At 64.1% G+C, this 22,348-nt stretch carries 18 protein-coding genes and 1 other RNA gene; 10 read left to right on the top strand and 9 right to left on the bottom strand.

All coding sequences use genetic code 11. From position 1 onward, the window contains the following. Nucleotides 1–4: 4 nt before the first annotated feature. On the bottom strand, nt 5–1,531 hold the full coding sequence (locus tag GA615_RS14250) for a sensor histidine kinase (protein ID WP_152051965.1): 1,527 nt from the start codon (nt 1,529–1,531) through the stop codon (nt 5–7). A 170-nt stretch (nt 1,532–1,701) separates the two neighbouring features. Between GA615_RS14250 and GA615_RS14245 the strand changes: the two genes are divergently transcribed. The 5 genes from GA615_RS14245 (at nt 1,702) to GA615_RS14225 (ending at nt 6,603) form a co-directional block, all read left to right on the top strand. After that, complete coding sequence (locus GA615_RS14245; protein ID WP_152051964.1) at nt 1,702–3,093, top strand: S41 family peptidase; 1,392 nt, start codon at nt 1,702–1,704, stop codon at nt 3,091–3,093. 99 nt (nt 3,094–3,192) lie between these two features. Continuing rightward, nucleotides 3,193–3,582: a hypothetical protein gene (locus tag GA615_RS14240; RefSeq protein ID WP_152051963.1), complete on the top strand. Its 390-nt coding sequence runs from the start codon at nt 3,193–3,195 to the stop codon at nt 3,580–3,582. A gap of 32 nt (nt 3,583–3,614) precedes the next feature. After that, nucleotides 3,615–4,688, top strand: a complete 1,074-nt coding sequence (gene tsaD / locus GA615_RS14235) for a tRNA (adenosine(37)-N6)-threonylcarbamoyltransferase complex transferase subunit TsaD (protein WP_152051962.1) — start codon at nt 3,615–3,617, stop codon at nt 4,686–4,688. A gap of 166 nt (nt 4,689–4,854) precedes the next feature. Continuing rightward, complete coding sequence (locus GA615_RS14230; protein WP_152051961.1) at nt 4,855–5,568, top strand: HAD family hydrolase; 714 nt, start codon at nt 4,855–4,857, stop codon at nt 5,566–5,568. A gap of 147 nt (nt 5,569–5,715) precedes the next feature. Beyond that, nucleotides 5,716–6,603: a carbon-nitrogen hydrolase gene (locus GA615_RS14225; RefSeq protein WP_152051960.1), complete on the top strand. Its 888-nt coding sequence runs from the start codon at nt 5,716–5,718 to the stop codon at nt 6,601–6,603. A 26-nt stretch (nt 6,604–6,629) separates the two neighbouring features. Here the strand turns inward: GA615_RS14225 and GA615_RS14220 are convergent, their stop codons facing one another. Further along, the gene (locus tag GA615_RS14220) at nt 6,630–7,298 is read right to left on the bottom strand and encodes a hypothetical protein (RefSeq protein ID WP_152051959.1); all 669 of its coding nucleotides are present in this window, start codon (nt 7,296–7,298) and stop codon (nt 6,630–6,632) included. A gap of 89 nt (nt 7,299–7,387) precedes the next feature. Continuing rightward, on the bottom strand, nt 7,388–8,533 hold the full coding sequence (locus GA615_RS14215) for an acyl-CoA dehydrogenase family protein (RefSeq protein WP_152051958.1): 1,146 nt from the start codon (nt 8,531–8,533) through the stop codon (nt 7,388–7,390). A 234-nt stretch (nt 8,534–8,767) separates the two neighbouring features. Here GA615_RS14215 and GA615_RS14210 point away from each other — a divergent pair, with 234 nt between their 5' ends. After that, nucleotides 8,768–9,895, top strand: a complete 1,128-nt coding sequence (locus GA615_RS14210) for an agmatine deiminase family protein (protein ID WP_152051957.1) — start codon at nt 8,768–8,770, stop codon at nt 9,893–9,895. Nucleotides 9,896–9,989: 94 nt separating this feature from the next. Further along, nucleotides 9,990–11,108, top strand: coding sequence for an AI-2E family transporter (locus tag GA615_RS14205; protein WP_152051956.1), 1,119 nt, complete (start codon nt 9,990–9,992; stop codon nt 11,106–11,108). A gap of 150 nt (nt 11,109–11,258) precedes the next feature. Here GA615_RS14205 and GA615_RS14200 read toward each other — a convergent pair whose 3' ends face one another. From GA615_RS14200 to rnpB, 5 genes are all read right to left on the bottom strand, one after another. Next, complete coding sequence (locus tag GA615_RS14200; protein WP_152051955.1) at nt 11,259–12,002, bottom strand: succinate dehydrogenase/fumarate reductase iron-sulfur subunit; 744 nt, start codon at nt 12,000–12,002, stop codon at nt 11,259–11,261. 4 nt (nt 12,003–12,006) lie between these two features. After that, a complete protein-coding gene (locus GA615_RS14195; protein WP_152051954.1) occupies nt 12,007–13,935 on the bottom strand; it encodes a fumarate reductase/succinate dehydrogenase flavoprotein subunit in 1,929 nt (642 codons plus the stop codon). A 114-nt stretch (nt 13,936–14,049) separates the two neighbouring features. Further along, nucleotides 14,050–14,907 carry a succinate dehydrogenase cytochrome b subunit gene (locus GA615_RS14190; RefSeq protein ID WP_152051953.1) on the bottom strand — a complete coding sequence of 286 codons (858 nt, stop codon included), beginning with the start codon at nt 14,905–14,907 and terminating at the stop codon, nt 14,050–14,052. Nucleotides 14,908–15,437: 530 nt separating this feature from the next. Further along, nucleotides 15,438–15,779 (bottom strand): hypothetical protein, encoded by a 342-nt coding sequence (locus GA615_RS27860; protein ID WP_201750191.1) that lies wholly within the window; start codon nt 15,777–15,779, stop codon nt 15,438–15,440. A gap of 227 nt (nt 15,780–16,006) precedes the next feature. Further along, an RNA gene (rnpB, locus tag GA615_RS14180) (RNase P RNA component class A) lies at nt 16,007–16,462 on the bottom strand. Between the two features lie 184 nt (nt 16,463–16,646). Here rnpB and GA615_RS14175 point away from each other — a divergent pair. Continuing rightward, entirely contained in the window at nt 16,647–17,147 is a 501-nt protein-coding gene (locus tag GA615_RS14175; RefSeq protein ID WP_235905425.1) for an aminoacyl-tRNA deacylase, read from the top strand. A gap of 124 nt (nt 17,148–17,271) precedes the next feature. Here the strand turns inward: GA615_RS14175 and GA615_RS14170 are convergent, their stop codons facing one another. Continuing rightward, a complete protein-coding gene (locus tag GA615_RS14170; protein ID WP_152051952.1) occupies nt 17,272–20,328 on the bottom strand; it encodes a proline dehydrogenase family protein in 3,057 nt (1,018 codons plus the stop codon). A gap of 281 nt (nt 20,329–20,609) precedes the next feature. Between GA615_RS14170 and GA615_RS14165 the strand changes: the two genes are divergently transcribed. Both GA615_RS14165 and GA615_RS14160 read left to right on the top strand, forming a co-directional pair. Next, the gene (locus tag GA615_RS14165) at nt 20,610–20,957 is read left to right on the top strand and encodes a hypothetical protein (protein ID WP_152051951.1); all 348 of its coding nucleotides are present in this window, start codon (nt 20,610–20,612) and stop codon (nt 20,955–20,957) included. 219 nt (nt 20,958–21,176) lie between these two features. Further along, on the top strand, nt 21,177–22,304 hold the full coding sequence (locus GA615_RS14160) for an acyltransferase family protein (RefSeq protein WP_152051950.1): 1,128 nt from the start codon (nt 21,177–21,179) through the stop codon (nt 22,302–22,304). Nucleotides 22,305–22,348: the final 44 nt, after the last annotated feature.

Here is a 22,348-nt window from a genome sequence, read left to right as displayed (position 1 = left end):
CGGTTCAAGAGGATGCGAATTCCAAGCTGTCGGGGTCGGATTGATCGGGCAAGGCGATCCAGAAGGTGGCTCCGATGCCCGGCTCGGAGTCGACCCAGGCCCGGCCTCGAAGCACCGAGGCGACCTTGGCCACCGAGGCCAGGCCGACGCCGGTGCCGGGCTTGGCGGTGTCGAGACGCTGGAACAGGCCGAAGATTTTTTGATGATACTCGGGAGCGATGCCAGGGCCGGTGTCTCGGACAAATAAGAGGACCTGACCCTCCTCGTGACGGCCTCCCAGGGTGACGACCGGCTCGGGCTGGTCGCAGGCATATTTGAGGGCGTTTTCGAGGAGGTTTTCGAGGGCTCGGGAGAGGTCGCGGTCAACGGCGAAGACACGATCAGGAAGGTCGGGAGCCACGTCGAGCCGGGCCCCTCGTTCCTCGAATCGAGGGCGCATGAATTCGACCACCTCGGCGACCAGGCGGGTGAGGTCGAGCGATTTGGGAGGAGCGTCGGAGCGTCCGATGCGGCTCAATTCGAGCAGGTCGTCGATCAACTGGTTCATCCGGGTGACGGCGTTGCGAACCCGTCGGGCCGCGTCGAGGGCCGACTCGGTGTCGCCGGCTTCGAGGTCTTCTTCCAACAGACCGACGTAGCCGGTACAGGTGACCAGGGGGCTTTTCAGGTCGTGCGAGACGGTGTAAACGAACTGTTCCAGCTCGTCGCTCCGGCGTCGGAGGTCGCGTCCGGCGGAGACGAGCCGACGCTCCATGGCGCGGCGGCTGGTGACGTCCTGCGCGATGATGGAGGCCCCGACGATTTCCTCGCGGGCGTCTCGAATCGGTCCCATCCGGAGCGAAAGCTCCTGACGGTCGCCGTTCTCTCGACGGTGGGCGATGACCTGGCCCGAGATGATTTCACCGCGGAGGGCTCGGGGGAGGAGATCGGGTAAGAGGTCGAGCCGAACCCAGGGGGCGAGCGCGGCAAGCGGCTGACCAAGGATGGAATCGGTGGATTGACCGAAGAGACGCTCGGCCCCGCCGTTCCAGGCGATGACGACCGCATCGCGATTGACACCGATCACGGCGTCGTCATCGGCATCGACGATGGCGGCAAGATAGGCGTTGTGGTCGAGGGCTCGGCGGAGGTCGTCGGTATCCTGGATGGAGCCGGCGACGGTTTGGATCGGGTGATCGTCGGATGGCGAGGCACCTCGGGCCCGGAACCATCGGGAGCCGGACGCGGTTTGCAGGCGGAATGTTGCATCAAGCTCGCCTCGGGAGGTGGCCTCGGCCAGCGCCGCATCGAAGGCGGGGGCATCGTCGGGGTGCATCCGACGGCGGAGGGCGTCCCAGTTGGGAGGGATGGGGGTGTTGACCGATCCTTCGAGGAGCAAGGTGGTTCGGGGAGAGAACCAGACCATTCCGGTGGGCACGTCCCACTCCCAGAGGCCCTCGGTCGAGCCGTTGATGGCGCGTCGGAGTCGGGTGACGTCGGCCTCGGCCAGGGGAGGAAGCTCGGGCATGATTCTCCTGGTTCGTTCCGGCATCCTTCCAGGTCCTTCGCTCGAGCGCTTGCCCGTCCTGCCCGTTGAAGACTAGGATTATAGCGTTCGACCGTCGAGATTCGTACCACCCTGATGCCTTGAGCGGACGATGGGGGGAATCTCGGCGACCGCAAACGACCTGATCGGCCCCTCGCTGAGGAGGATACCGGCCCATGCCGCAACGCAACCTGCTGGCCATCGCGGCCGTCGGCCTTGCCTCGATCGCCTGCTGGCAGACGAGCCGGGGTGATTCGAAGGATTCGAAAGACGAGCTGATGGAGCTTTACGGCGTCTTTATTGATGCCGTCGAACAGGTCGAATCGAACTACGTTCGGGACGTCTCGCGCCGCGAGCTCCTGGAATCGGCGCTTCAGGGGATGCTCCAGAACCTCGACCCGCACTCGACCTACTACAGCGAGACGGAGTGGAAGAAGTTTCAGCGGACGTTTGAAGGCAGTTTCAGCGGGATTGGCATTCAGGTCGAGGTGGACGCCAAGAGCAAGCGGTTAAAGGTTCTCGCCCCGCTCATCGGTACGCCGGCCTATGAGGCGGGCATTCTGGCCGGCGACCTGATTCTGGATGTCGATGGCGAATCGACCGAAGGGATTACCCAGGACAAGGCCGTGGAGATGCTCCAGGGGCGTCCGGGCACCTCGGTCAAGCTCACGGTGCTGCATCCAGGGAGCGAGAAATCGGAAACGCTGGAGGTGACCCGCGAGGTGATCGCCTCGGAAAGCGTGCTGGGGGTCGACCGCCGAGCCGACGACTCGTGGGAATATTTCATCGATCCCGAAGCGAAGATCGGCTACATCCGCGTGAGCAGCTTCTACCAGACGACCGCGGCCGACATCCGACGTGCCCTGGAGCAGCTCAAGAGCGAGGGGATGCGCGGCTTGATCCTCGACCTGCGGACCAACCCCGGCGGCCTGCTGTCGTCGGCCGTGGAAGTGTCGGACCTGTTCGTCGATGGTGGGTTGATCGTCAGTACGAAAGGGCGGAACACCCGAGAGCGACGGTTCATGGCCAACAGCAGCGGCACCTACGACGGGTTCCCAATGGTCGTGCTGGTGAACAGCCACTCGGCCTCGGCCGCCGAGATCGTCTCGGCCTGCCTGCAAGATGCCGGCCGGGCGAAGGTGGTGGGCGAACGGTCGTTCGGCAAGGGGTCGGTGCAGAACATCATCCCTCTCGAAGGAGGGGCCAGCTTCCTGAAGCTGACGGTTGAGAGCTACTACCGTCCGTCGGGTGGAAATATCCACAAGTTCCCCGACATGACCGACGAGGACGAGTGGGGCGTCTCGCCCAGCGAAGGCCTGGCGGTCGAGCTTCCGCCGGAGGAATACGTTCGCTGGGAACTGGCCCGAAGGCGCAAGGATGTCACCTCTCGGATCGCCCGACGCGCGGTTGAGGAAGACCAGGCCGAAGGTGAGATTCCGCCCGACCGTCAGCTCGACAAGGCTCTTGAAGTCCTCCGCGCCGATTTGAGCGAGGAGGAGGCGGACGACGAGCCCGAGGAGCCGGATGACACGGCACCGGAGGAGGAATCCGAGACACCGACACTTTGAGCCGAAACGTGAGCGGGGCACGGGCTCACGTGCCCCGAGGCTTCCCAGGGTGGTTCTCCCGGCCAGCCTTCCTGAACCGATCGGGGAGCAAGACGAGCCGTGGGTGAAGATTTCGACATCTGGCGATTCCTGCAGGACCAGCTGGTGGTCGCTCGACGGTTCCAGGACCGCGTGGATCACGATCCGGAGTGGTCGGGAGCCCGACGGATCGTTCCTCCCGGGGCATTCGCGTTCCGTCGACTGGTCATCCCGCTCGACGAGGCCCAGGCCCGGGCGATGACGGAGGGAGCCGTGCCGGTGATCCAGCAGCCGGATGGCTCGCAGGAGGTCGTAGATTACGAGCTCCAGGCGGATTTTCTCGTGACAAGCTGGCGAGGCGAGGAAGCGGACCGCCAGCTTGACTCCCTTCGTCGAGGAGCCCGATTCCTGATCCGGTGCTCTGACGGGTTGTTGCTCGAGCCGGATGTTCAGTCGGGAATTGTGGATTGATTCATGTAGGAACCTGCGAGCCGATTGCGACCGTGACCGATTCTCTTTTAATCCTGGCCATCGAAACCACTTGCGATGAAACCGGCGCCGCCGTGCTCGAAGGCCCGAGGCCCCCGGAACAAGGGGTGCCGAGGGTGCGGTCGAGCGTGGTGGCGTCTCAGGTCGAGTTGCATGATCGGTTCGGCGGGGTGGTCCCCGAGATTGCGTCACGAGAACATGTGAGGCAGCTTTTGCCGATTGTCGATGAGGCGATGCGGCGGGCGGGGGTGAGGCTCGATCAGATTGGAGCGGTGGCGGTGGCAACGCGACCGGGGCTTGTCGGGTCGCTGGTTGTCGGCCTGACGGCGGCGAAAGTGCTGGCGATGACGCTGGATGTGCCCTTGGTGGCGGTTGATCATCTGGAGGCCCACCTTTACGCCTGCCAGTTGGCGGAGCCGGAGCGAGAGGTTTATCCGAGTGTTGGTCTGGTCGTGTCGGGAGGGCATACGAGTCTGTTTCGATGTGATGGGCCGATTGAGGCGGCACTGCTGGGCGGCACGATCGACGACGCGGCGGGAGAAGCGTTTGACAAGGTCGCCAGCCTGCTGGGTCTCGGCTATCCGGGAGGGCCGGGGGTCGAGCGGGCCGCACGAGCCGGAAACCCGAAGGCATATGCATTTCCGAGGACATTTTTGCGCGAAGATCGGCTCGACTTTAGCTTCTCGGGGTTGAAGACGGCCGTGCTGTATGCGCTTCGCGGGCAGGATTCGAGAGGGCGAACCGGGGCCGATCCGGGGACGCCGGCACCGGAGGTCGTGGCCGATCTGGCGGCCAGTTTCCAGGAGGCGGTGGTGGAAGTGCTGGTGGCGAAGTGTCGCCAGGCGTTGCAGATCACGGGCCTGAGGAAGCTGGGAATTGGTGGCGGGGTTGCCGCGAACGGGCGGTTCCGTGACCGGGTCGCCGCGATGACGAGCGAGGAAGGAATCGAGCTGTTCATTCCGCCGATGGCGTTCTGCACCGATAATGCGGCGATGCTGGGGGTGGCATTCCCGAAGCTCGCGGCAGGGCAGGTGGCCGACCTGGACATTGACGTGACCGCGGGTCTGGTGCGTCCGACCCGTCGCTGAACCCAGGGACGAGGAGGTCCCGGGTGGGGGGGGACTGCCCCTTTGGGCTCGATGTCGGGCTCGCGGCCCCCTTTCCGATTCTTCGATTGCGTTCACAATAGGAAATTGAGGCTGCGATTGCGGGCAATCGCACAGCGCGCACTCGCCAAGACGCGAAGGAGCAGGTATGGCCGGTGACGGGAGGAGGTTCGACGGGATCGACGGGGTGGTGCTCGACGCGGTCGGCACCTTGATCGAACCGAGCCCCTCGGTGGCGGAGGTGTATGCCGCGGCGGCTCATCGGCAGGGGATCGAGGCCGATCCCGAGGTGGTGCGGGTCCGGTTCAAAGAGCATTTTCGCCGCGACGAACTGGATGACCTGCGCGGGCCGATGGTGACCGATGAAGCGATCGAGTACCGCCGATGGCGGCGGATCGTCGGCGGAGTCTTGCCCGATCTACCCGACCCGGAGCGGGCCTTTCTGGAACTCTGGGAGCACTTTGGCCGTGCCGAGGCCTGGCGATGCTTTGCGGATGTGGCCCCGGCGCTGCGCTGCTTGAACGCGGTTGGGCTTTCGCTCCGCGTCGGCTCGAACTTCGATGGTCGCTTGCGGGGGGTGCTTCGGGGGATTCCCGAGGTGGCGGAACTGGCCGACGCCGTCTTGATTTCGTCGGAGGTCGGCTACCGGAAGCCGCATCCGTCCTTCTACCAGGCGGTTTGCGAAGGCCTGGCGATGCCTCCTCACCGGGTCCTTTCCGTCGGTGACGACCCCGAAAACGACGTTGCCGGTGCCGGCCGGGCGGGCCTGCGGGCGGTGCTGGTGGATCGGTCGGGCAGGCAAGGTGATGGGCCGGGTGTGTTTCCCGATCTGGTGTCGCTGGCCGAATCGTTCGGGGGCTGAGGCCAGGAGGTGCCTCAACGCTCGTGCTGTTCCGCCCGATGCGTGTTTGCAATGCGGCTGTTGCGTGCTGCCCTGCGCGAGGGAGGGTTGATCATGGTAAGATGGGCGTTTTGATTTCGTGATCCCTTGCGATGAAAGCCATCACCGATGAGCCGATCTCCCCAGCCGTTCACGGTCGGACTTGTGCAGATGCGTTGCTCGACCGATCCGGACGAGAACCTCCGCCGCGCCTGCGATTTTCTACGAGAGGCGGCGCGCAAGGGGGCTCAGGTGACTTGCCTGCCCGAGCTGTTCCGGTCGCAGTACTTTTGCCAGACCGAGGACCACGCCAATTTCGACCTGGCCGAGCCGATTCCCGGCCCCTCGACCGAGGCGATTGCCGAGGTGGCGAAGGAGACAGGCATGGTGATCGTCGCCTCCCTCTTCGAGCGGAGGGCGGCGGGGTTGTATCACAACACGGCGGTGGTGATTGATGCCGATGGGTCGATTCGGGGGAGGTATCGGAAGATGCACATCCCCGATGATCCTCTTTATTATGAGAAGTTTTATTTCACGCCCGGCGACCTCGGCTTCCAGTCATTTCGGACGAGCCGGGCGAACGTCGGCACGTTGGTGTGCTGGGACCAATGGTATCCCGAGGCGGCTCGCCTGACGGCGCTCAGGGGTGCGGATATTTTGTTCTATCCCACGGCGATCGGCTGGCATCCGAGCGAGAAGGCTGAGTACGGCGAGGCCCAGGCCGACGCCTGGATGACCATGCAGCGAGCCCATGCGATCGCCAACGGCGTGTTCGTCGCCGGCGTGAACCGGATCGGCCACGAGGGGGACCCGGCCGGCGGCATCGAGTTCTGGGGCGGCACCTTCCTGGCCGACCCGTTTGGCCGCATCCTGGCAAAGGCCGGGAACGACACGGAGGAGGTTCTGGTCGTGGAGTGCGACCCGAAGCTGATGGAGACGACCCGGCGGCACTGGCCATTCTTGAGGGATCGACGGATCGATGCTTATGCGCCGATCGTGGAGCGGTTCCTGTCGTGAGATGATGGGGAGCGAATCGGGGCGGGTCAATCCTCTTGGACATAGGCCCAATCGGCATCCATCTCAACAGAAGACCAGAGATTAAACGCGAGATTCGATTGGCGGCCGGCTGCCGGGTTGACGCCGGCCCTTGGATTCCTCACGAGCCCCGAATATCCCGAGGGGTTTGTACTCGTCCAGAAGCAAGGCCGGCCGTCCCTCATCTCGGCCTCCTCGATCGAGAACGCTCCGACCCGCATCGGGCCGGCCGGTCGCGCCCCCGCTTCCATGCGGCGGGCAAGCCCTTCCAGGTTCGGCCGGGAGAGGGCGAAGGCGAGGCGCAATGGCCAGCGAGTCACGGGGACTGATGCGATGCAAAACATCGCCGCCGCCCAGAGCACGAGGAATCGACGATCGTAACGCCCTTCGGTGACACGGGGCATGCTCAGGCCAGCGAGGGCGCACAGGCCGAGCACGATTATCCCCAGGAGATAATCGTGCCCGAGGACCGGTGGCGGGATGTTGATCGCGACGAACGCGAGCGCGAGGACGATCGGCGTCCAGCGTCGCGTCCTTCGTCCAAGTGGCGTGGCGAGCGAGACGAAGAAGGCCGCGGTCAGCAGCCAGAATATCCCTGGCGACGATCCGAAGACTGCGGCGAGGATGATGGCCGTGATTCCGACGAGGGCCCCGAGATGCGCGGTCGTGAATCGCATCGGAAACGTCACCTCTGCGTCTTGAAACACGCGATCCCGGGGAGACGATCGACGAGCCCGTGGCCGTCGAGCCTCCGGACCCTGCCGAATCAGATCTTCATCCGGGCGGCGATGATATTGCGCTGGATGTCGTTGGTGCCAGAGAAGATGACGCCGCCGACACTGTCGCGGAGGTCGCGTTCGATGCCGTTCTCGGTCACATAGCCCTGGGCGCCGAAGTGGCGGACGGCATCGAGGGAGTTGGCGACGAAGCACTCGGAGACGTGGAGCTTGGCCATGGCGGCTTCGAGCGTGGCGTCCTCGCCGCGGGCTTTCTTGCGGGCGAAGCCGTAGACGAGGGGACGAGAGGTTTCGTAGCGGAGCTTCATGTCGACGAGTCGATGGGAGACGGCCTGGAACTTGCCGATCGACTGGCCGAACTGCTTACGCTTGCGGGCGTGATCGACACACCGTTCGAGCTGGCGGCGCATGGTGCCGAGGGTGCCGGCGAGGATCGCGCCGCGTTCCCATTCGAGCGCGGCGTTGAAGACGCGGGCGCCGCGGCCTTCGCGTTCGAGGATGGCGTCGAGCGGCAGCTCGCAGTCTTCGAAGGCGAGCTCGGCCATGGGGGCGGTGCGCATGCCGAGCTTCGGGATCTCGCGGACGACGCGGAGGCCGGGGGTGTCTTTCGGCACGATGAAGGAGGTGAGGCCAAGTGCCCCCTTGCCGGGATCGACTGTGGCGAAGACGACGAGGACGTCGGCGATCGCGCCGCCGGTGATCCAGACCTTGCGGCCGTTGAGGACCCAGCGGTCGGCCTTCTTCTCGGCCTTTGTGGACATGCTGAAGATGTCGGAACCGGCCTCGGGCTCGCTGGCGGCGTTGGCACCAAACAGGGAGCCGTCGCAGAGGCCGGGGAGCCATCGGCGTTTCTGCTCCTCGGTGCCAAAGGCGAGGATCGGCATGGTGACCGTCCAGAGCGACGCGCCGAGGGCGAAGACGAGGCCTGTATCGTGGCAGCCGTAGCCGAGCCCCTCGACAGCGGCGACGGCGGAGACGAGGTCATCCGACCCGCCGCCGTATTCCTTCGGCACGGGAAGGCCGAGCAGGCCGAGCGTGCCGCATTTTCGGTAGCCGTCGCGGTGGAAGGTGCCGAGGCGGTCGCGGTCGGCCACGTCGTCGCACAGTTCAGATCGGGCGAAGGTAACGGCGGCGTCGAACCAGGAGCGCTGGGCGGGGGTAAGCAGGTCGTCCATCGGGAAGCCTCCGTGCTCCTCGTCGAGAAATCGAGACAGGCGATACGATCCGCGTCGGTCTCAGTCTAGTCCGATGGCAGATCCTGGCAAGGCGAACTCGGGGAGGATCGGTGGCAAACCGAGAGGGGAGCCATCGCGCCCATGACCGCAACCGGGGCATCGGTTAGGATGGTCCGATCGCGAAGGTCGGGCAGGCAAGACCCTTCGCACGACCTTCTCAGAATGGGCTGAATCATGTCATTGAGCGACGAATCGACCACGACCGAGACTCCGGCGGCGCTCGGCTACCGATTGCCGGCGGAGTGGGAGACGCACGAGGCGACCTGGATTGCCTGGCCGCAGAATCGGGAGGACTGGCCGGGGAAATTTGAGCCGATCGGGTGGGTCTATGCCGAGATCGTTCGGCATCTGAGCCGATCGGAACCGGTTCGGATTATTGTCGGCTCGAAGAAGGTCGAGCGGAAGGCCAACGATGCGCTGGCGAAGTCGGGAGTGGATTTGAATCGGATCGAGTGGGTGAGGAAGAAGACCGATCGGGGATGGCTGCGCGACTCGGGGCCGATGTTCGTGGTTCGGGACCGATCGCACGGCGAGAACGGCAAGCTTCCGCCCGTCTCGTTGATCGACTGGAAATTCAATGCCTGGGCAAAGTACAACCAGTACAAGCGAGACAACCGGGTGCCTCGGGTCGTGGCCGAGGAGCTTGGCTTGACGCGATGGCAGCCGAGGGCCGCGATCGACGGAAAACCGAGGCGGATCGTTCTGGAAGGTGGGGCGATCGACGTCAATGGCCGGGGAACCTTGATCACGACCGAGGAATGCTTGCTGTCGAAGCAACAGGAACGCAATCCGGGGCTCGATCGCGTGGATTATGAGCGGTTCCTGGGGCAGTACCTTGGCGTGACGAAGGTCATTTGGCTGGGGCAGGGGATCGAGGGAGACGACACACACGGGCATGTGGACGACATTACCCGATTTGTTGATAAGTCGACCGTGGTGACCTGCGTTGAAGACAACCCGAACGACCCAAACCACGCCAGACTTCAGGAAAACCTGGAACGGTTGAGAGACGCGACCGATCAGGACAACCGCCCCTTGCGGATTGTCGAGCTGCCGATGCCGGAGCCGGTGGTGTTCGACGGCCAGCAGGTTCCGGCGAGTTATGCGAATTTTTACATTGCCAATTCCGTGGTCCTTGTTCCGACGTTCAATGACCCGAAGGACCGGCTGGCGCTTGGGATTCTTGCAGACCTGTTTCCGGATCGGACGGTGGTGGGGATTCATGCCGTCGAGCTGGTCTGGGGGCTGGGGACGTTACACTGCCTGACGAGGGATCAGCCTCGCGGGCCGTTGCAGGGCTAAGTTTGGCTGCTCACCAGGCGTTGTGTTGACGTTGATTTCGTGTGGGGCTGGTTGCCGAGGGGCATGCTCCCGATTTCGGAGAGTCAGGTTGACCATGTCACAGCCAAGCGATTCGAGCTCACCGAAGTTTGCCGAACGTCCCAGCCGGTCGCGCCAGGTCGTCTCGCTCGTCATGCTGATCGGGGTGAGCTTGACCGTCGCGGTCCTGTTCTATCAGGTGATCCGGCCGCTGTTTTTGCCGCTCTTTTTGGGGGCGGTGTTCGCCCTGCTGGCAATGCCGCTTCAGCGCGACTTGATGCGACGGGGGCGATTGCCCGATTGGCTGGCCTCGCTCATCATCACGGTGGTGGTGGTGCTGGTGGTGGTGATTCCGACCACGGCGGGGTTCTTTTTGATCAAGGACCAGGCGCAGCGAGCCATCGACCAGTTGGAGCAGGCAGCGCTCGATCCGGTGGCTCGTGAGCGGCTTCTGGAACTTGTCGGGGATCGGCTGCCGATTGAGACCGAAACCCTGGAAGAACAGGTGGTGCGTCTTTTACGCGATGGCGAGGCGCTCTTGTTTCAGCGAGCCATGAAAGCGCTGGGCAGCGCGACGGCGTTTGTGATTGGGTCGCTGCTGTTCTTGATCTCGGGGTTTTTCTTCCTGAAGGATGGGGAGTCGATTCTGAAAGCCTGGGAGGAACTCACCCCTCTGGATCCGGAGCAAGACCGTCAGATTCGGTGGCGCTTTGCCGAAGTCTGCCGAGGGGTGGTGCTGGCGATCTTGCTGGCGGCGATGGTGCAATCCATCGGCCTGGGGCTGATCATCGCAATCCTCGATCTGATTTTCGGGATCGGGATCGGTCCCTGGATCTTTTTGCTCATGCTGCTGACGGCGATTGCGGCGATGATCCCCTTCGTCGGTCCGCCGGTGATCTGGATTCCGCTGGCCGGTTACCTGTTCTATGAGGGGAAGTATGCCGCGGCGATTATCCTGAGCCTTCTGGGAGCAGTGGTCATTGGGAACCTCGATTATCTGGTGCGCATGATGGTATTGAAGGGAACCACCGAGATGCACCCCTTGATGGCCTTGATCTCGATTTTGGGCGGAGTGCAACTCCTGGGAGTGGTGGGGATCTTCGTCGGGCCGATCGTTGCGGCGGTGTTTGTCTCGCTCTTGCGAATCTTGAGGCAGCAGCTTGTTGCGTTCGAGCGGCCGAGGCCGGCCGTCTGACCCGAGCGGTTGGGGCCGGGGCGGACAGATGACCCATCGTCTCACCGCGCACGCAATCGGGGTCGGCATTCCTTTGCAGGAGCACCGACCCCGAATGATCGAATCGAAAGAACCGCAAGGGGGGTAGGCCCCAAGTCGGGAGGCGAGGGCTCAGGCGCCAGAGAGACTCGCGCGGAGATACTCGCGGTTCATCACGGTGATGTTCTGGGTACTGATCCCCTTCGGGCAGACGGCCTCGCACTCCTGGTAGTTGGAGCAGTTGCCGAAGCCTTCCTTGTCCATCTGCTCGACCATGTTGAGGACGCGTCGCTTGCGCTCGACCTGCCCCTGGGGCAATCGGGAAAGCTGGGCGACCTTGGCCGAGGTAAAGAGCATGGCCGAGGCGTTCTTGCAGGCGGCGACGCAGGCCCCGCAGCCGATGCAGGTGGCGGAGTCGAAGGCGAGGTCGGCGTCTTCCTTGCGGACGGGGATGGAGTTGGCCTCAGGAGCCGATCCGGTGTTGATCGACACGTAGCCGCCGGCCGAGATGACGCGGTCGAAGGCGGAGCGATCGACCATCAGGTCGCGGATGACCGGGAACGGATCGGCTCGCCAGGGCTCGATATAGATCGAGTCGCCATCCTTGAAGCTCCGCATATGGAGCTGGCAGGTGGTGGTTTGCTCGGGGCCGTGGGCGACCCCGTTGATGACCATGCCGCACGAGCCGCAGATGCCTTCGCGGCAGTCGTGGTCGAAGACGACCGGGTCTTCGCCGCGAAGGATGAGGTCCTCGTTGAGGACGTCGAGCATTTCGAGGAACGACTGGTCGGGGCTGACGTCCTTGGCCTGATACGTGACCATGCGGCCCGGATCGGAGGGCCCCTTCTGCCGCCAGATGTGCAGTGTCAGGTTCATGGGATTACTTGTAGCTCCGGGTCGCAAGTTCAACGTGTTCGAAAACGAGCGGTTCGATCACCAGGTCGGGTTCGGCATCGGGGCCGTTGGACTTCCAGTTCGAGACGTGGCAGAAGTTCTCGTCGTCTCGCAAGGCCTCGCCCTCCTCGGTCTGGTACTCCTCGCGGAAGTGACCGCCGCAGCTTTCGTTTCGGGCGAGGGCGTCGCGGCACATGAGTTCGCCGAGCTCGATGAAGTCGGCCACGCGGCCGGCCTGTTCGAGGGCGATGTTCAGCTCCTCTCCGGAGCCGGTGACCTTGACGTTCTCCCAGAATTCCTGGCGAATCTCGGGAATCTTGGCGATGGCCTCGCGAAGACCGTCGGCGTTGCGGGCCATGCCGCACTTGTCCCAGACGATCTTGCCGAGCTCGCGGTGGAAGGAGTCGGGCGTGCGTTTGCCGTTGATGGAGAGCAAGGTGCGGACCCGATCCTTGGCGCGGGCTTCGGCCTGGTCGAACTCGGGGTGATCGATGCCGGCGTCGAGCTTCTTGAAGCGGGCGAAGTAGTCTCCGATGGTGTAGGGCAGGACGAAGTAACCGTCAACCAAGCCCTGAAGCAGGGCACTGGCACCGAGACGGTTGGCACCGTGGTCGGAGAAGTTGGCCTCGCCGATGACGAACAGACCGGGGATGTTGCTCATCAAGTTGTAATCGACCCAGAGCCCGCCCATCGTGTAGTGGCTGGCCGGGTAGATGCGCATGGGGACCTTGTAAGGGTCCTCGTCGGTGATGCGCTGGTACATGTCGAACAGATTGCCGTACTTCGCGGCGATGGTCTTCTGGCCGAGGCGGTTGATGGCATCTCGGAAGTCGAGGTAGACACCAACGCCGGACGGGCCGACGCCTCGGCCTTCGTCGCAGACCTTCTTGGCGGCTCGGCTGGAGATATCGCGTGGCGCGAGGTTGCCGTAGGAGGGGTAAAGGCGTTCGAGGTAGTAGTCGCGTTCGTTCTCGGGGATCTGGTCGGGGTGGCGCTTGTCGCCGGGCTTGATGGGAACCCAGACGCGGCCGTCGTTGCGGAGCGATTCGCTCATCAACGTCAATTTCGATTGGTGCTCGCCGTGCGGCGGGATGCAGGTCGGGTGGATCTGGGTGTAGCAGGGGTTGGCGAAGTAGGCCCCCTGTTGGTAGGCCCGGAAGGCGGCGGTGACGTTGCACCCTTTGGCGTTGGTGGAGAGGTAGAAGACGTTGCCGTAGCCGCCGGTGGCCAGGACGACGGCATCGGCGCAGTGCTTCTCGATCTTGCCGGTGACCATGTCGCGGGTGATGATGCCGATGGCTCGCCCATTGGCGATGACCAGTTCGAGCATCTCGGTGCGCGGGTACATTTTGATCTTGCCGGCGTTGACCTGACGCATCATCGCCTGATAGCAACCGAGCAGGAGCTGTTGGCCGGTCTGGCCCCGGGCGTAGAAGGTTCGGGAGACCTGGGCGCCGCCGAAGCTGCGGTTATCGAGCGTGCCGCCGTACTCTCGGGCGAAGGGAACCCCCTGGGCGACGCACTGGTCGATGATGTTGGTCGAGAGTTCGGTCAGGCGGTAGACGTTGGCCTCTCGGCTGCGGAAGTCGCCCCCCTTGATGGTATCGTAAAAGAAGCGCTGGACCGAGTCTCCGTCGTTCTGATAATTCTTGCAAGCGTTGATGCCACCCTGAGCGGCGATCGAGTGGGCACGTCGGGGACTGTCCTGGTAGCAGAACGAGCGGACGTTGTAGCCGAGCTCGGCCAGAGTGGCGGCGGCGGAACCGCCAGCCAGGCCGGTGCCGACAACGATGACCGAGTACTTGCGCTTGTTATTGGGCGCAACCAACTTCAGCTCGCCCTGGTGCCGGGTCCATTTCTGGTCGATCGGACCGTCGGGGATCCGGGCGTCGAGCGTCTCTTCAAGGACCTTCATACGCGTGCCTTTCCTGATCGGTCGAGTTGAGCGAAGCGGAGCGGAGCTGAGCGGCCCGGCGAGGCGAGGTCATGTTGGGCGGGATCGGGCGGGGGCTCGGCCACGGCCTCGGGCTCAGATGGTGAAGTAGCCGAATTTGGTCCAGTAATCGAGCAGGATGAAAGCCGGGATGGAGACGTTGCCCAGGACGATGATCGTTGCGGCGACCGGACCGACCAGGAACAACCCACGGCGGTACTTGGGGATCGTCAGGCCAAGGGTTTGGAACATGGCACTGGCCCCGTGGCTGAGGTGCAGGCCGAGCAAAATCTGAGCGACGATGTAGGTCAGGGCGATCAAGGGGTCTCGAAATCCGAGGATGACCATTCGGTAGACGTCGCGGCGGTACTCGCGGCGCTCTGATTCGGCGACCGAGTCGGCTGGGATTTCCTGGATCGCTCGGGCCGCCTCGGTGGCGACGTCGTTTCCTGGTGTCGAGGCCTCGACGGCGGCGTCAAGGTCGGCCTGTTCCTGGCCGGGGCCGATTTGAGTCGGCTCGAAGCTGACGAGGGTGACGGGCTGGCCGTGATGTTCGTAGTACTGCTGGTAGTCGGGATTGGTCACCTGGACAGTGAAGTGGAGCAAGTGGTAGACGATGAAGGCCAGCACGAGGAGCCCGGAGAGCAGCATGGTTCGAGACGCCGACGAGGCTCGGGTTGTGCGTTCCATCACGTACCGCTGGGGACGGGATTCGCGATTCTCCTTCGAGACCCAGATGGTGAAGGTGATGTGCAATGCCACGGCAACGAGCAGTCCGATGCGGGCGACCCAGAGCAATTCGGGCATGGAGTGGAGGAACTCGGCGTAGTTGTTGATCGTCTCGCGGCCGAGGAAGATCTGGAGGTTCCCCACCATGTGGCCAATGACGAAGCCAAACAGCAAGAGGCCGGTGATCGCCACCACGGCCTTCTTCGCAATCGATGAGCGGATCATGCCAGCACCCTACTGAGGAAAACATCCCCGATTCCGAGCAGCCTCCCGAACCTGGGATTGATTGAGCCGGACGTCCGGGAGGAGCGGACGCGAGGCCGTCGTCGGCCTCGACGGACGGATCGGCTCCGATCTCCCGTAGAGACGATGGCGGAACGGTCGATCAACCGGGACGGCGAGAGGTTGCTTTGCGTATCGTAATGCGTCGGCGACCGAAATACCATCGCTCGGCGGAACGTCGCGAGGTCATCACGGGGAGGGGCGGAACGGGGAAGGAGATCGCGGCGGACGACGAACCGACGAGACAAGGAGTCTCGGCGGATGGGCGCCCAAATCTTCTGTTTGTTTTAGGGGACAGAGCAGGGGAGTCAAGCAATTTCAACCAAAAGGTCGGGTGGCCCAGGAGGAGCCGTCGCGGTTTGAAGACACTTCGGTGCCTGTGCCTTGCCAAACGGACGGAGCCAAAGGTGCTGCAGCCGTCGAGAGGTGCTGCCTGCCATCGCCGACGAGGGGCGTGATTGGGAAAAGCCTGCTTATCGGGTGAGGTCCAGATGCGTGACCTTCAACGCGCCGTCCCTCCCGCGGCGGAGCCGGATGGAAACCGGGCTCCCGTGACAAAGGTTTTCGGCCAGGTCGGCCAGCCATCCCAGATCGGGCACGAGAACGGCCTCGGCCTCGGCGATGACCAGTTCTCGGCTTCGGCCTCGGGGGGCGATTTGGAGCACGAGTTTCGAGTTCCAGTCGCAATGGCCGGCCGGTTCGACCCAGGAGTCGACAATCGCGCCAGTGACCAGCAATTCCACACTCAAGGAAGAGGATGTGGTGGGAACGGGTCGAACCATGCGATCAACAGCGCTGGGTGCGAGTGCACTCATGCGACGAGCTCCTTGCTGATCGGACCGGCACTCGGGAGATTCTACAGCGGAATCGGGATTCTCGGTCCCTGATGCATCCATCATAGTGCGCGGTCGTCGGCTCGACAAGCGGAAAGAGAGCGGAACGGATCAGGGCTCCGCAATCGGGTGGAATGTGACGGGATTTCTCAGAGGATTCGGCGGAGAAGTTCCTGGCGTGAGGACAGGAAAGTTTGCGAGCAGGGATCGGTTCCAGACGGGCGGTAAGCCGGATTCTGTCGGACGCCCGCGAAGGCGACCGGATGACCATTTCTCTGGGACGTCGGTTACCCGACGCCTCAAGCGACCTACCCGGGAGTCGCGAACGGGTCGGGCAAACCCGCGAGAGAGTCCGATTGCTCGAACCCTCCACTGCTCCCTTATTTGGTCTTGCTCCCGATGGGGTTTACCGAGCCAGACCGGTCGCCCGGCCTGCTGGTGAGCTCTTACCTCACCGTTTCACCCTTACCGCCCCGACCCAAGAGGCCGGGGAGGCGGTTTGCTTTCTGTTGCACTGTCCCTACTCGATCCGTCACCAGACCGAGCGGTGGGCGTTACCCACCATCGTGCCCTCAGGAGTCCGGACTTTCCTCCCCGGGATGCTCCCGGCTCGTTTGTTTTTGCAAACGAATGCCAGGCCCCGAGGCGGTCATCAGCCCGTCTCGAACCGTATAATAATTTTAGCAGCCGTTCGGGTCCGGAGCAATTCCACGCGAGGATGGACCCCGAATTCGGTTCCCAACGACGCAACCTTGGGTCAATTTTGAGTCACAGGACACAAAAATGTTACCCAGACTCCCTAGATCGACTATAATGACAAGGGGTAACCGCACCGATTGGGAGGGTCGTATGATGTGCATCCAGGGATACCTGCAACAGCATCGGGTGCGATTTGAGGCGATGCTGCACCGCCCTGAATCGACGGCATCGCGTCGAGCCCATAGTGTCCATGTGCCGGGAGATCAGGTGGCCAAGGGGGTCTTGATCCGAGCGGACGATCGGTTCGTGCTGGCGGTGTTACCGAGCACGCATCGGGTCGATCTGGAGCGATTGGCCCTGGTGCTGGAGGCCAACCGTGTTCGCCTGGCGACTGAGGATGAGGTGAGCCAAGTCTTTGTCGATTGCGAGCGAGGGGCCGTGCCCCCCTTCGGTCGACTCTACGGCGTGATGACCGTAGTGGACACGAGCCTGGCGGCCTGGGCCGAGATTGTGGTCGAAGCCAATCTCCGGCATGAGGATCTGCGGTTGCGCTACCGGGATTACGAAGCGGTCGAGGAACCGCTCCGGGCGCGCTTCGCCAGGCCGATCGTTGCGAAGCGGCCACGCTCGACGGGGCGTCAGGCCGGTTGATCGAGGGGGATCACCACGCAATGCGTGTTGGCGACGAGGTGTTTGTGGTCTCGATGGATGCCCCCGAGCCAATTGGGAAAGGCTCGGGGGATGGGTGTCGTTGAGCAAGGTGGAGGTGATCGGCTCAGGGGTGAGATGCAGTCGAAGGTTCGAGATCGGCCAACTCGTCGAGGTCGGGAGCGAACCCTCGCCTCATGGTGTTTTCGGTGATTGAGCGGGCCAGCAGGAATTCGAGCAGATAATCGGGGCCTCCGGCCTTGGTGCCGATGCCCGACATCTTGAAGCCGCCGAATGGCTGGCGATCGACGAGCGCTCCGGTGCAGGGGCGGTTGATGTAGAGGTTGCCGACGCGGAGCGATCGTGAGACACGGTCGATGTGGGCGGGGCTTCGCGAGTAGAGACCGGCGGTCAGGGCGTATTCCACATCGGCGGTGATGCGCAGCGCGTCGTCAAGATCCCTAGCGCGGATCACGGTCAGGATCGGCCCAAAGACTTCTTCCTGGGCGATCCGGGCTTTCGGGTCCACATCGGCGACGATCATCGGGCCGACGTAGTGTCCGCGATCGGCGAGCGGGCCGACATCCAGTTCGGCGACAACGCGGCCTTCGGTGCGGGCAATTCGTTTGTAATCGTTGATCCGATCGCGAGCCTCGGCGTTGATGACCGGGGGAATCGCCGGGTCGGGGTCGTCGGCCGGGCCGACGGTCCACGAGGGGAGGGCCTCGGCCAGCCGTTGCACGAAGGCGTCGTAGATGCCGTCAAGGACGATGGCTCGGGAGGCGGCCGAGCATTTCTGGCCGGCGTAACCGAAGGCGCTTCTGAGGACGCCAACAACGGCTTCGTCGAGGTCGGCGTCGTCGTCGATGATGATGGCGTTCTTCCCCCCCATCTCGGCGATGACGCGCTTGACGTGATGCTGGCCGGGTTTGGTGTCGGCGGCAACCCGGTTGATCGTCAGGCCGACGGCCTTCGAGCCGGTGAAGGCGACGACGGCGGCTCTCGGGTCATCGACCAGGGCGGCCCCGACCTCCTCTCCGACACCGGGCAGATACTGGATGACCTCGGGAGGTGCGCCGGCCTCTCGGAGAATCTGGACGAGGTGCCAGGCGATGACCGGCGATTGTTCGGCCGGCTTCAGGACGACCGGGCATCCGGCGACGAGGGCGGCGACGGTCATCCCGCAAGGGATGGCCAGAGGAAAATTCCAGGGGGGGATGACCACGGCGACCCCTCGGCCGAAGTATTCGAGGCGGTTCGTCTCGCCGGGAACGTCTCGGCGGCGGGGATCGGCCAGGTCGAGCATCCGTCGGGCGTAGAATTCGCAGAAGTCAATCGCCTCGTCGATGTCGGCCGTGGCCTCGGCCCAGGGCTTGGCACACTCGAAGACCTCCCAGGCGGCCAGCTCAAAGAGGCGGGCTCGCATGATAGCGGCGGCCTTCACGAGCACCTCGGCGCGGGTTTTGGCTGGGGTCGAGGACCAGGAAGGATAGGCCGCTTCGGCGATCGTTAACGCGCGGTCGGCGTGGTCGCGGGTGGCCTTCGCGGTGCGACCGACGATGAGGGAGGTGTCGTTGGGACTCTCGGAGGTGAGCCAATCGTTGGTCCAGACCTCGTCTCGGCCGATCCGGAGCGGGTACTCGCGGCCGAACTGGGCGCGGACCTGATCGAGGGCGGCCCGCATGCGGTCGCGGTTCTCGGTTCGGGAGAAGTCGATGGGAGGTTGATTGGTGAAGGCTGGAAGCTGGCCTTCCGGTTGGGCCTCGGTCCGAGGCCGGGTGACAACGGCTCGCATGGTTCCGACCTCCTGGGGGTTCTTCAAGAGTTCCTCGACCGGTATCTCTCCGTGGGCACTGGCCCGAAGGAACGACTCGTTCGAGGTGTTTTCGAGCAAGCGACGGACGAGATAGGCCATGCCGGGCAGCATGGCGCCGTAAGGGGAGTAGACACGGACCCGGTGGCCCCGGTCGATCAGAGCCCGTCGGATCGGGTCACCCATGCCGTGAAGGATCTGGACCTCGAAGGCGTCGATCGGGATCTCTCGGACCTCGGCCGAGGCCATCGCGTGGGCGAGGCTGCGGACGTTGTGGCTGCCGAAGGCGGGGCGAAGCCATTGATGATGGTCGAGCAGGAACTCCGAGCAGCGCTCGAAGCAGGCGTCGGTTTCCCACTTGCGGGAGTGGACGGGCAGAGGCCAGCCAACCTGCCGGGCGAGCAGGACCTCGTAATCCCAGTAGGCCCCCTTGACCAGTCGGATCGTGACCGGCGTGCCTCGGGCCTCGGCCCAGTCGCGGAGGCCCCGCAGGTCGGCCTCGGCGTCGAGCAGATAGGCCTGGCAGACGATGCCGAAGTGGGGGTATTCGCGGAACTCGGGCTCGTTGAGTGCGCGGCGGAAGATGGCGTAGGTGAGATCCTTGTAGGCGTACTGCTCCATGTCAACATTGACGAAGGCGTGGCGGGCGATCGCTTCCCGGAGGATCGGGCGGAGACGATCGAGGACGCGATCGGTCGTGGCCTCGGCGGCGGTCGGATCGAATCGCGGAGTGAGGCTCGTGAGCTTCAACGAGAGGTTGACGCGGGGGATCGGGCCGAGGTGGTCGCGGTCGATCCTCGGGATTTCGGGCTCGGGGGCGAGCGGCCCGGCGAGTCCTCGGATGAGCTCAAGACAGGTGCGCTGATAGACCTCGGCCTCGCGGTCGGTGATGACAGCCTCGCCGAGCAGGTCGGCGGTGAAGGCCACCCCTTTGCGGCGAAGATTGAGGACGGTTCGGAAGGCTTCCTCGGGAGTGCTGCCGGTGATGAACCGTCGGGCCATGCGGGTTGCGGCGGCTCGGGCCATGCGGGCGAGCATCTTGTCGCCGACCGGGCCGGAAGGGGCGAGGGAGAGCGGCATTGAGACGAGGCCAGGAACCCGGTCGCCGGCCTCGGCCAGATATTCGTTCAAATGTCGGCGGACTGAGGCCGGTTCGACCAGGGTCGGCAGGGCGTCGATGAACCGAAAGAGCTGGACCTTGACCTCCGGGTCCTCCATCGTCAGGCCCATCAGTTGGTCGTCCCACCAGGAGCGATCGAGGGGGGAGGGGCCTCGGCCGATCTGCCGGAACAAGGCGCGGCCGATTTCTCGGGTGCGTTCCTCGACAGCGCGCGATCCGGGGACCGGTGGTGTCTTCCGTACGGTGGCCATCTCAATCACCCCTTCCAGAGACTTCGCAGGGCAGGCGTATAAGGATTCTACGATCCGGGGAGGGTTTCGGATCGGCTCCGCGTGCGTCGGGTGTCGAGAAGGAGGGGGAGAAAATCGTGCCAGACCGGGGGGAAATTACGTTACCGCGGTTCTGATGGCGGGGTTTATGGTGAAGGTCCCTTTACCCTGCGATGCGAGCCGGAGTCTCTTCTCCCCGGTTCGGGGGGAGTCTGGCCGACCAGGGAGGGGATGTCGACCGTATGGAGGTCCCGAAGATCCCAATGCGTACCCGACGATCCTGGCTGATGACGGCCGCAATGGTGGGAGTGGCCCTGCTGGTGGCCGTGGTTCCGGCCCTGGCGGCCGAGCTGTTCGGCACGGTGAAAACGGTGAACCCGGACGAGAAAACCCTCGTCGTGGTCGAAAAGAAGAGCGGAGACGAGGTGACGGTCACGATTACGGAAAAGACCGTCTTTATTAACCCCAAAGGCAAGCAAGCCAAGAAGTTCGATCTCGAAAACTTCAAGAAGCGCGAGGGCAAGGCCAGGGTCCGAATCGAACATGAAGACGGGGTGGCGTCGAAGATCACCCTGACGCCGAAGAAGAAGCGGGGCGGTCCGGAAGAATGAGCGGCCTGGAGTGTGACTGGTCTTGACGGTTGAGGGCGTCGCCGCGATAACCCGACGCGGCGGCGTCTGTCACGACGTCGAGCGATTGATCCCCTTCCCGCTTTGCCTGGACCGAATCGGCGGAAGGAGGGGGCGTTGGCCCACCGAATTCCGTCGGGCTTGAGGGGACGGAGTCCTCTCCTCCACGAGTTGAATGCGCGACACGGAGGTCCCTCATCGATGAGCACCGCAACGGCTGCCGAGATGGCTCCGCCGGCAATGTCGACCCCTGCGAACCCGAGAGTGACGTGGATCGACACGTTTCGGGGGCTCTCGATCGTCCTGGTCGTGCTCGGCCACGTGCTCGGGGGCCTGGCCTTTGCCGCGTTCGTGCCGGAAGTGGGCAAGGATCGGCTCTGGGCGGCGTATGATCTGCTCTACACGTTTCGGATGCCGGCCCTGTTTCTGGCGTCGGGGCTCTTCGCTGCGCGATCGGTGCGCAAAGGGTTGCCGACATTCGTGGGAACCAAGGCCCGGACCCTGGCCTATCCCTACCTGCTCTGGTCGTTGATCGCCTGGGGATGCCATACGGTCGTCTCGGGGATGACCAACACGAAGGCCGACCCGCTGACCCCGCTGAAGATGCTGTTTGACCCGATGCAGGGGGTCTGGTTCCTGTACGTCCTGTTCGCGGTCATGATGGGATTCGGCCTCTGGACGGCCAGGGGAGGCAGTCGCTCGGGCTTCCTGGCAATCGGGGTGGCGCTCCACCTACTGGTGCCGCTCTGGGACGGTGCCCCGTCGCTGCTGGTGCAGGTCGGCCTGTTCGCCGTGTACTTCGGGCTGGGCCTGTTTCTGGCCGATCATGTCCGGATGCTGGGCGACTGGCTGAAGCCGAGGCGGCTCGTCTGGTTTGTGCCGCTGGCCTTCGGTTTGATGAAGGGGGCCGTGGCGCTGGGATGGGACGAGCATGCCTGGTTTGACCTGGTGCCGGCCCTGTTCGGGACACTTGGGATGTTCGGCGTGGCGATGGTGCTCGATCGCTTGCCGGGAGTGGAACTGCTAAGGCATTGCGGGAGGCACTCGCTGCAACTCTATGTGGCGAGTGGGCATGCGTCGGTGGCGACCCGAATCCTGCTCTCTCGGGGGCTCGGGTTCACGGGCTTGCCGATGCACATTGCGCTGGGCACCGCAGCCGGATTGATCGCGCCGCTGGTCCTGGTGGCGGTCTGCAAGGCGATCGGGTTCCGCTACCTGTTTACCTGGCCGGCTCCTGAAGGACCTCGGGAGGAGCAGAGGGCCTCGGCCGAGGCTCGGGGGCCGATCGGGGGGCACCGGCCGAGGGTCGCGAGCGTGCCGAGCCCTTGACTCGCCGCCCTCCGTCGCGGTACTCTTGTGCAACTTTCTCAATC

The sequence above is a fragment of the Tautonia marina genome, from assembly GCF_009177065.1.
GTDB lineage: Bacteria > Planctomycetota > Planctomycetia > Isosphaerales > Isosphaeraceae > Tautonia > Tautonia marina.
The sequence above is the reverse complement of the archived record's forward strand: the minus strand, read 5'-3'. Positions and strand labels throughout refer to the sequence as shown.

What these genes read in the sequence shown, in the direction of transcription:
- GA615_RS14165 (WP_152051951.1), top strand. Translation starts at nt 20,610, where the DNA reads ATGCGTACCCGACGATCCTGGCTGATGACGGCCGCAATGGTGGGAGTG.
- GA615_RS14220 (WP_152051959.1), bottom strand. Translation starts at nt 7,298, where the DNA reads ATGCGATTCACGACCGCGCATCTCGGGGCCCTCGTCGGAATCACGGCC.
- GA615_RS14245 (WP_152051964.1), top strand. Translation starts at nt 1,702, where the DNA reads ATGCCGCAACGCAACCTGCTGGCCATCGCGGCCGTCGGCCTTGCCTCG.
- GA615_RS14195 (WP_152051954.1), bottom strand. Translation starts at nt 13,935, where the DNA reads ATGAAGGTCCTTGAAGAGACGCTCGACGCCCGGATCCCCGACGGTCCG.
- GA615_RS14210 (WP_152051957.1), top strand. Translation starts at nt 8,768, where the DNA reads ATGTCATTGAGCGACGAATCGACCACGACCGAGACTCCGGCGGCGCTC.
- GA615_RS14190 (WP_152051953.1), bottom strand. Translation starts at nt 14,907, where the DNA reads ATGATCCGCTCATCGATTGCGAAGAAGGCCGTGGTGGCGATCACCGGC.
- GA615_RS27860 (WP_201750191.1), bottom strand. Translation starts at nt 15,779, where the DNA reads ATGAGTGCACTCGCACCCAGCGCTGTTGATCGCATGGTTCGACCCGTT.
- GA615_RS14200 (WP_152051955.1), bottom strand. Translation starts at nt 12,002, where the DNA reads ATGAACCTGACACTGCACATCTGGCGGCAGAAGGGGCCCTCCGATCCG.
- GA615_RS14175 (WP_235905425.1), top strand. Translation starts at nt 16,647, where the DNA reads ATGATGTGCATCCAGGGATACCTGCAACAGCATCGGGTGCGATTTGAG.
- GA615_RS14160 (WP_152051950.1), top strand. Translation starts at nt 21,177, where the DNA reads ATGAGCACCGCAACGGCTGCCGAGATGGCTCCGCCGGCAATGTCGACC.
- GA615_RS14170 (WP_152051952.1), bottom strand. Translation starts at nt 20,328, where the DNA reads ATGGCCACCGTACGGAAGACACCACCGGTCCCCGGATCGCGCGCTGTC.
- GA615_RS14215 (WP_152051958.1), bottom strand. Translation starts at nt 8,533, where the DNA reads ATGGACGACCTGCTTACCCCCGCCCAGCGCTCCTGGTTCGACGCCGCC.
- GA615_RS14205 (WP_152051956.1), top strand. Translation starts at nt 9,990, where the DNA reads ATGTCACAGCCAAGCGATTCGAGCTCACCGAAGTTTGCCGAACGTCCC.
- GA615_RS14250 (WP_152051965.1), bottom strand. Translation starts at nt 1,531, where the DNA reads ATGCCGGAACGAACCAGGAGAATCATGCCCGAGCTTCCTCCCCTGGCC.
- GA615_RS14230 (WP_152051961.1), top strand. Translation starts at nt 4,855, where the DNA reads ATGGCCGGTGACGGGAGGAGGTTCGACGGGATCGACGGGGTGGTGCTC.
- GA615_RS14225 (WP_152051960.1), top strand. Translation starts at nt 5,716, where the DNA reads ATGAGCCGATCTCCCCAGCCGTTCACGGTCGGACTTGTGCAGATGCGT.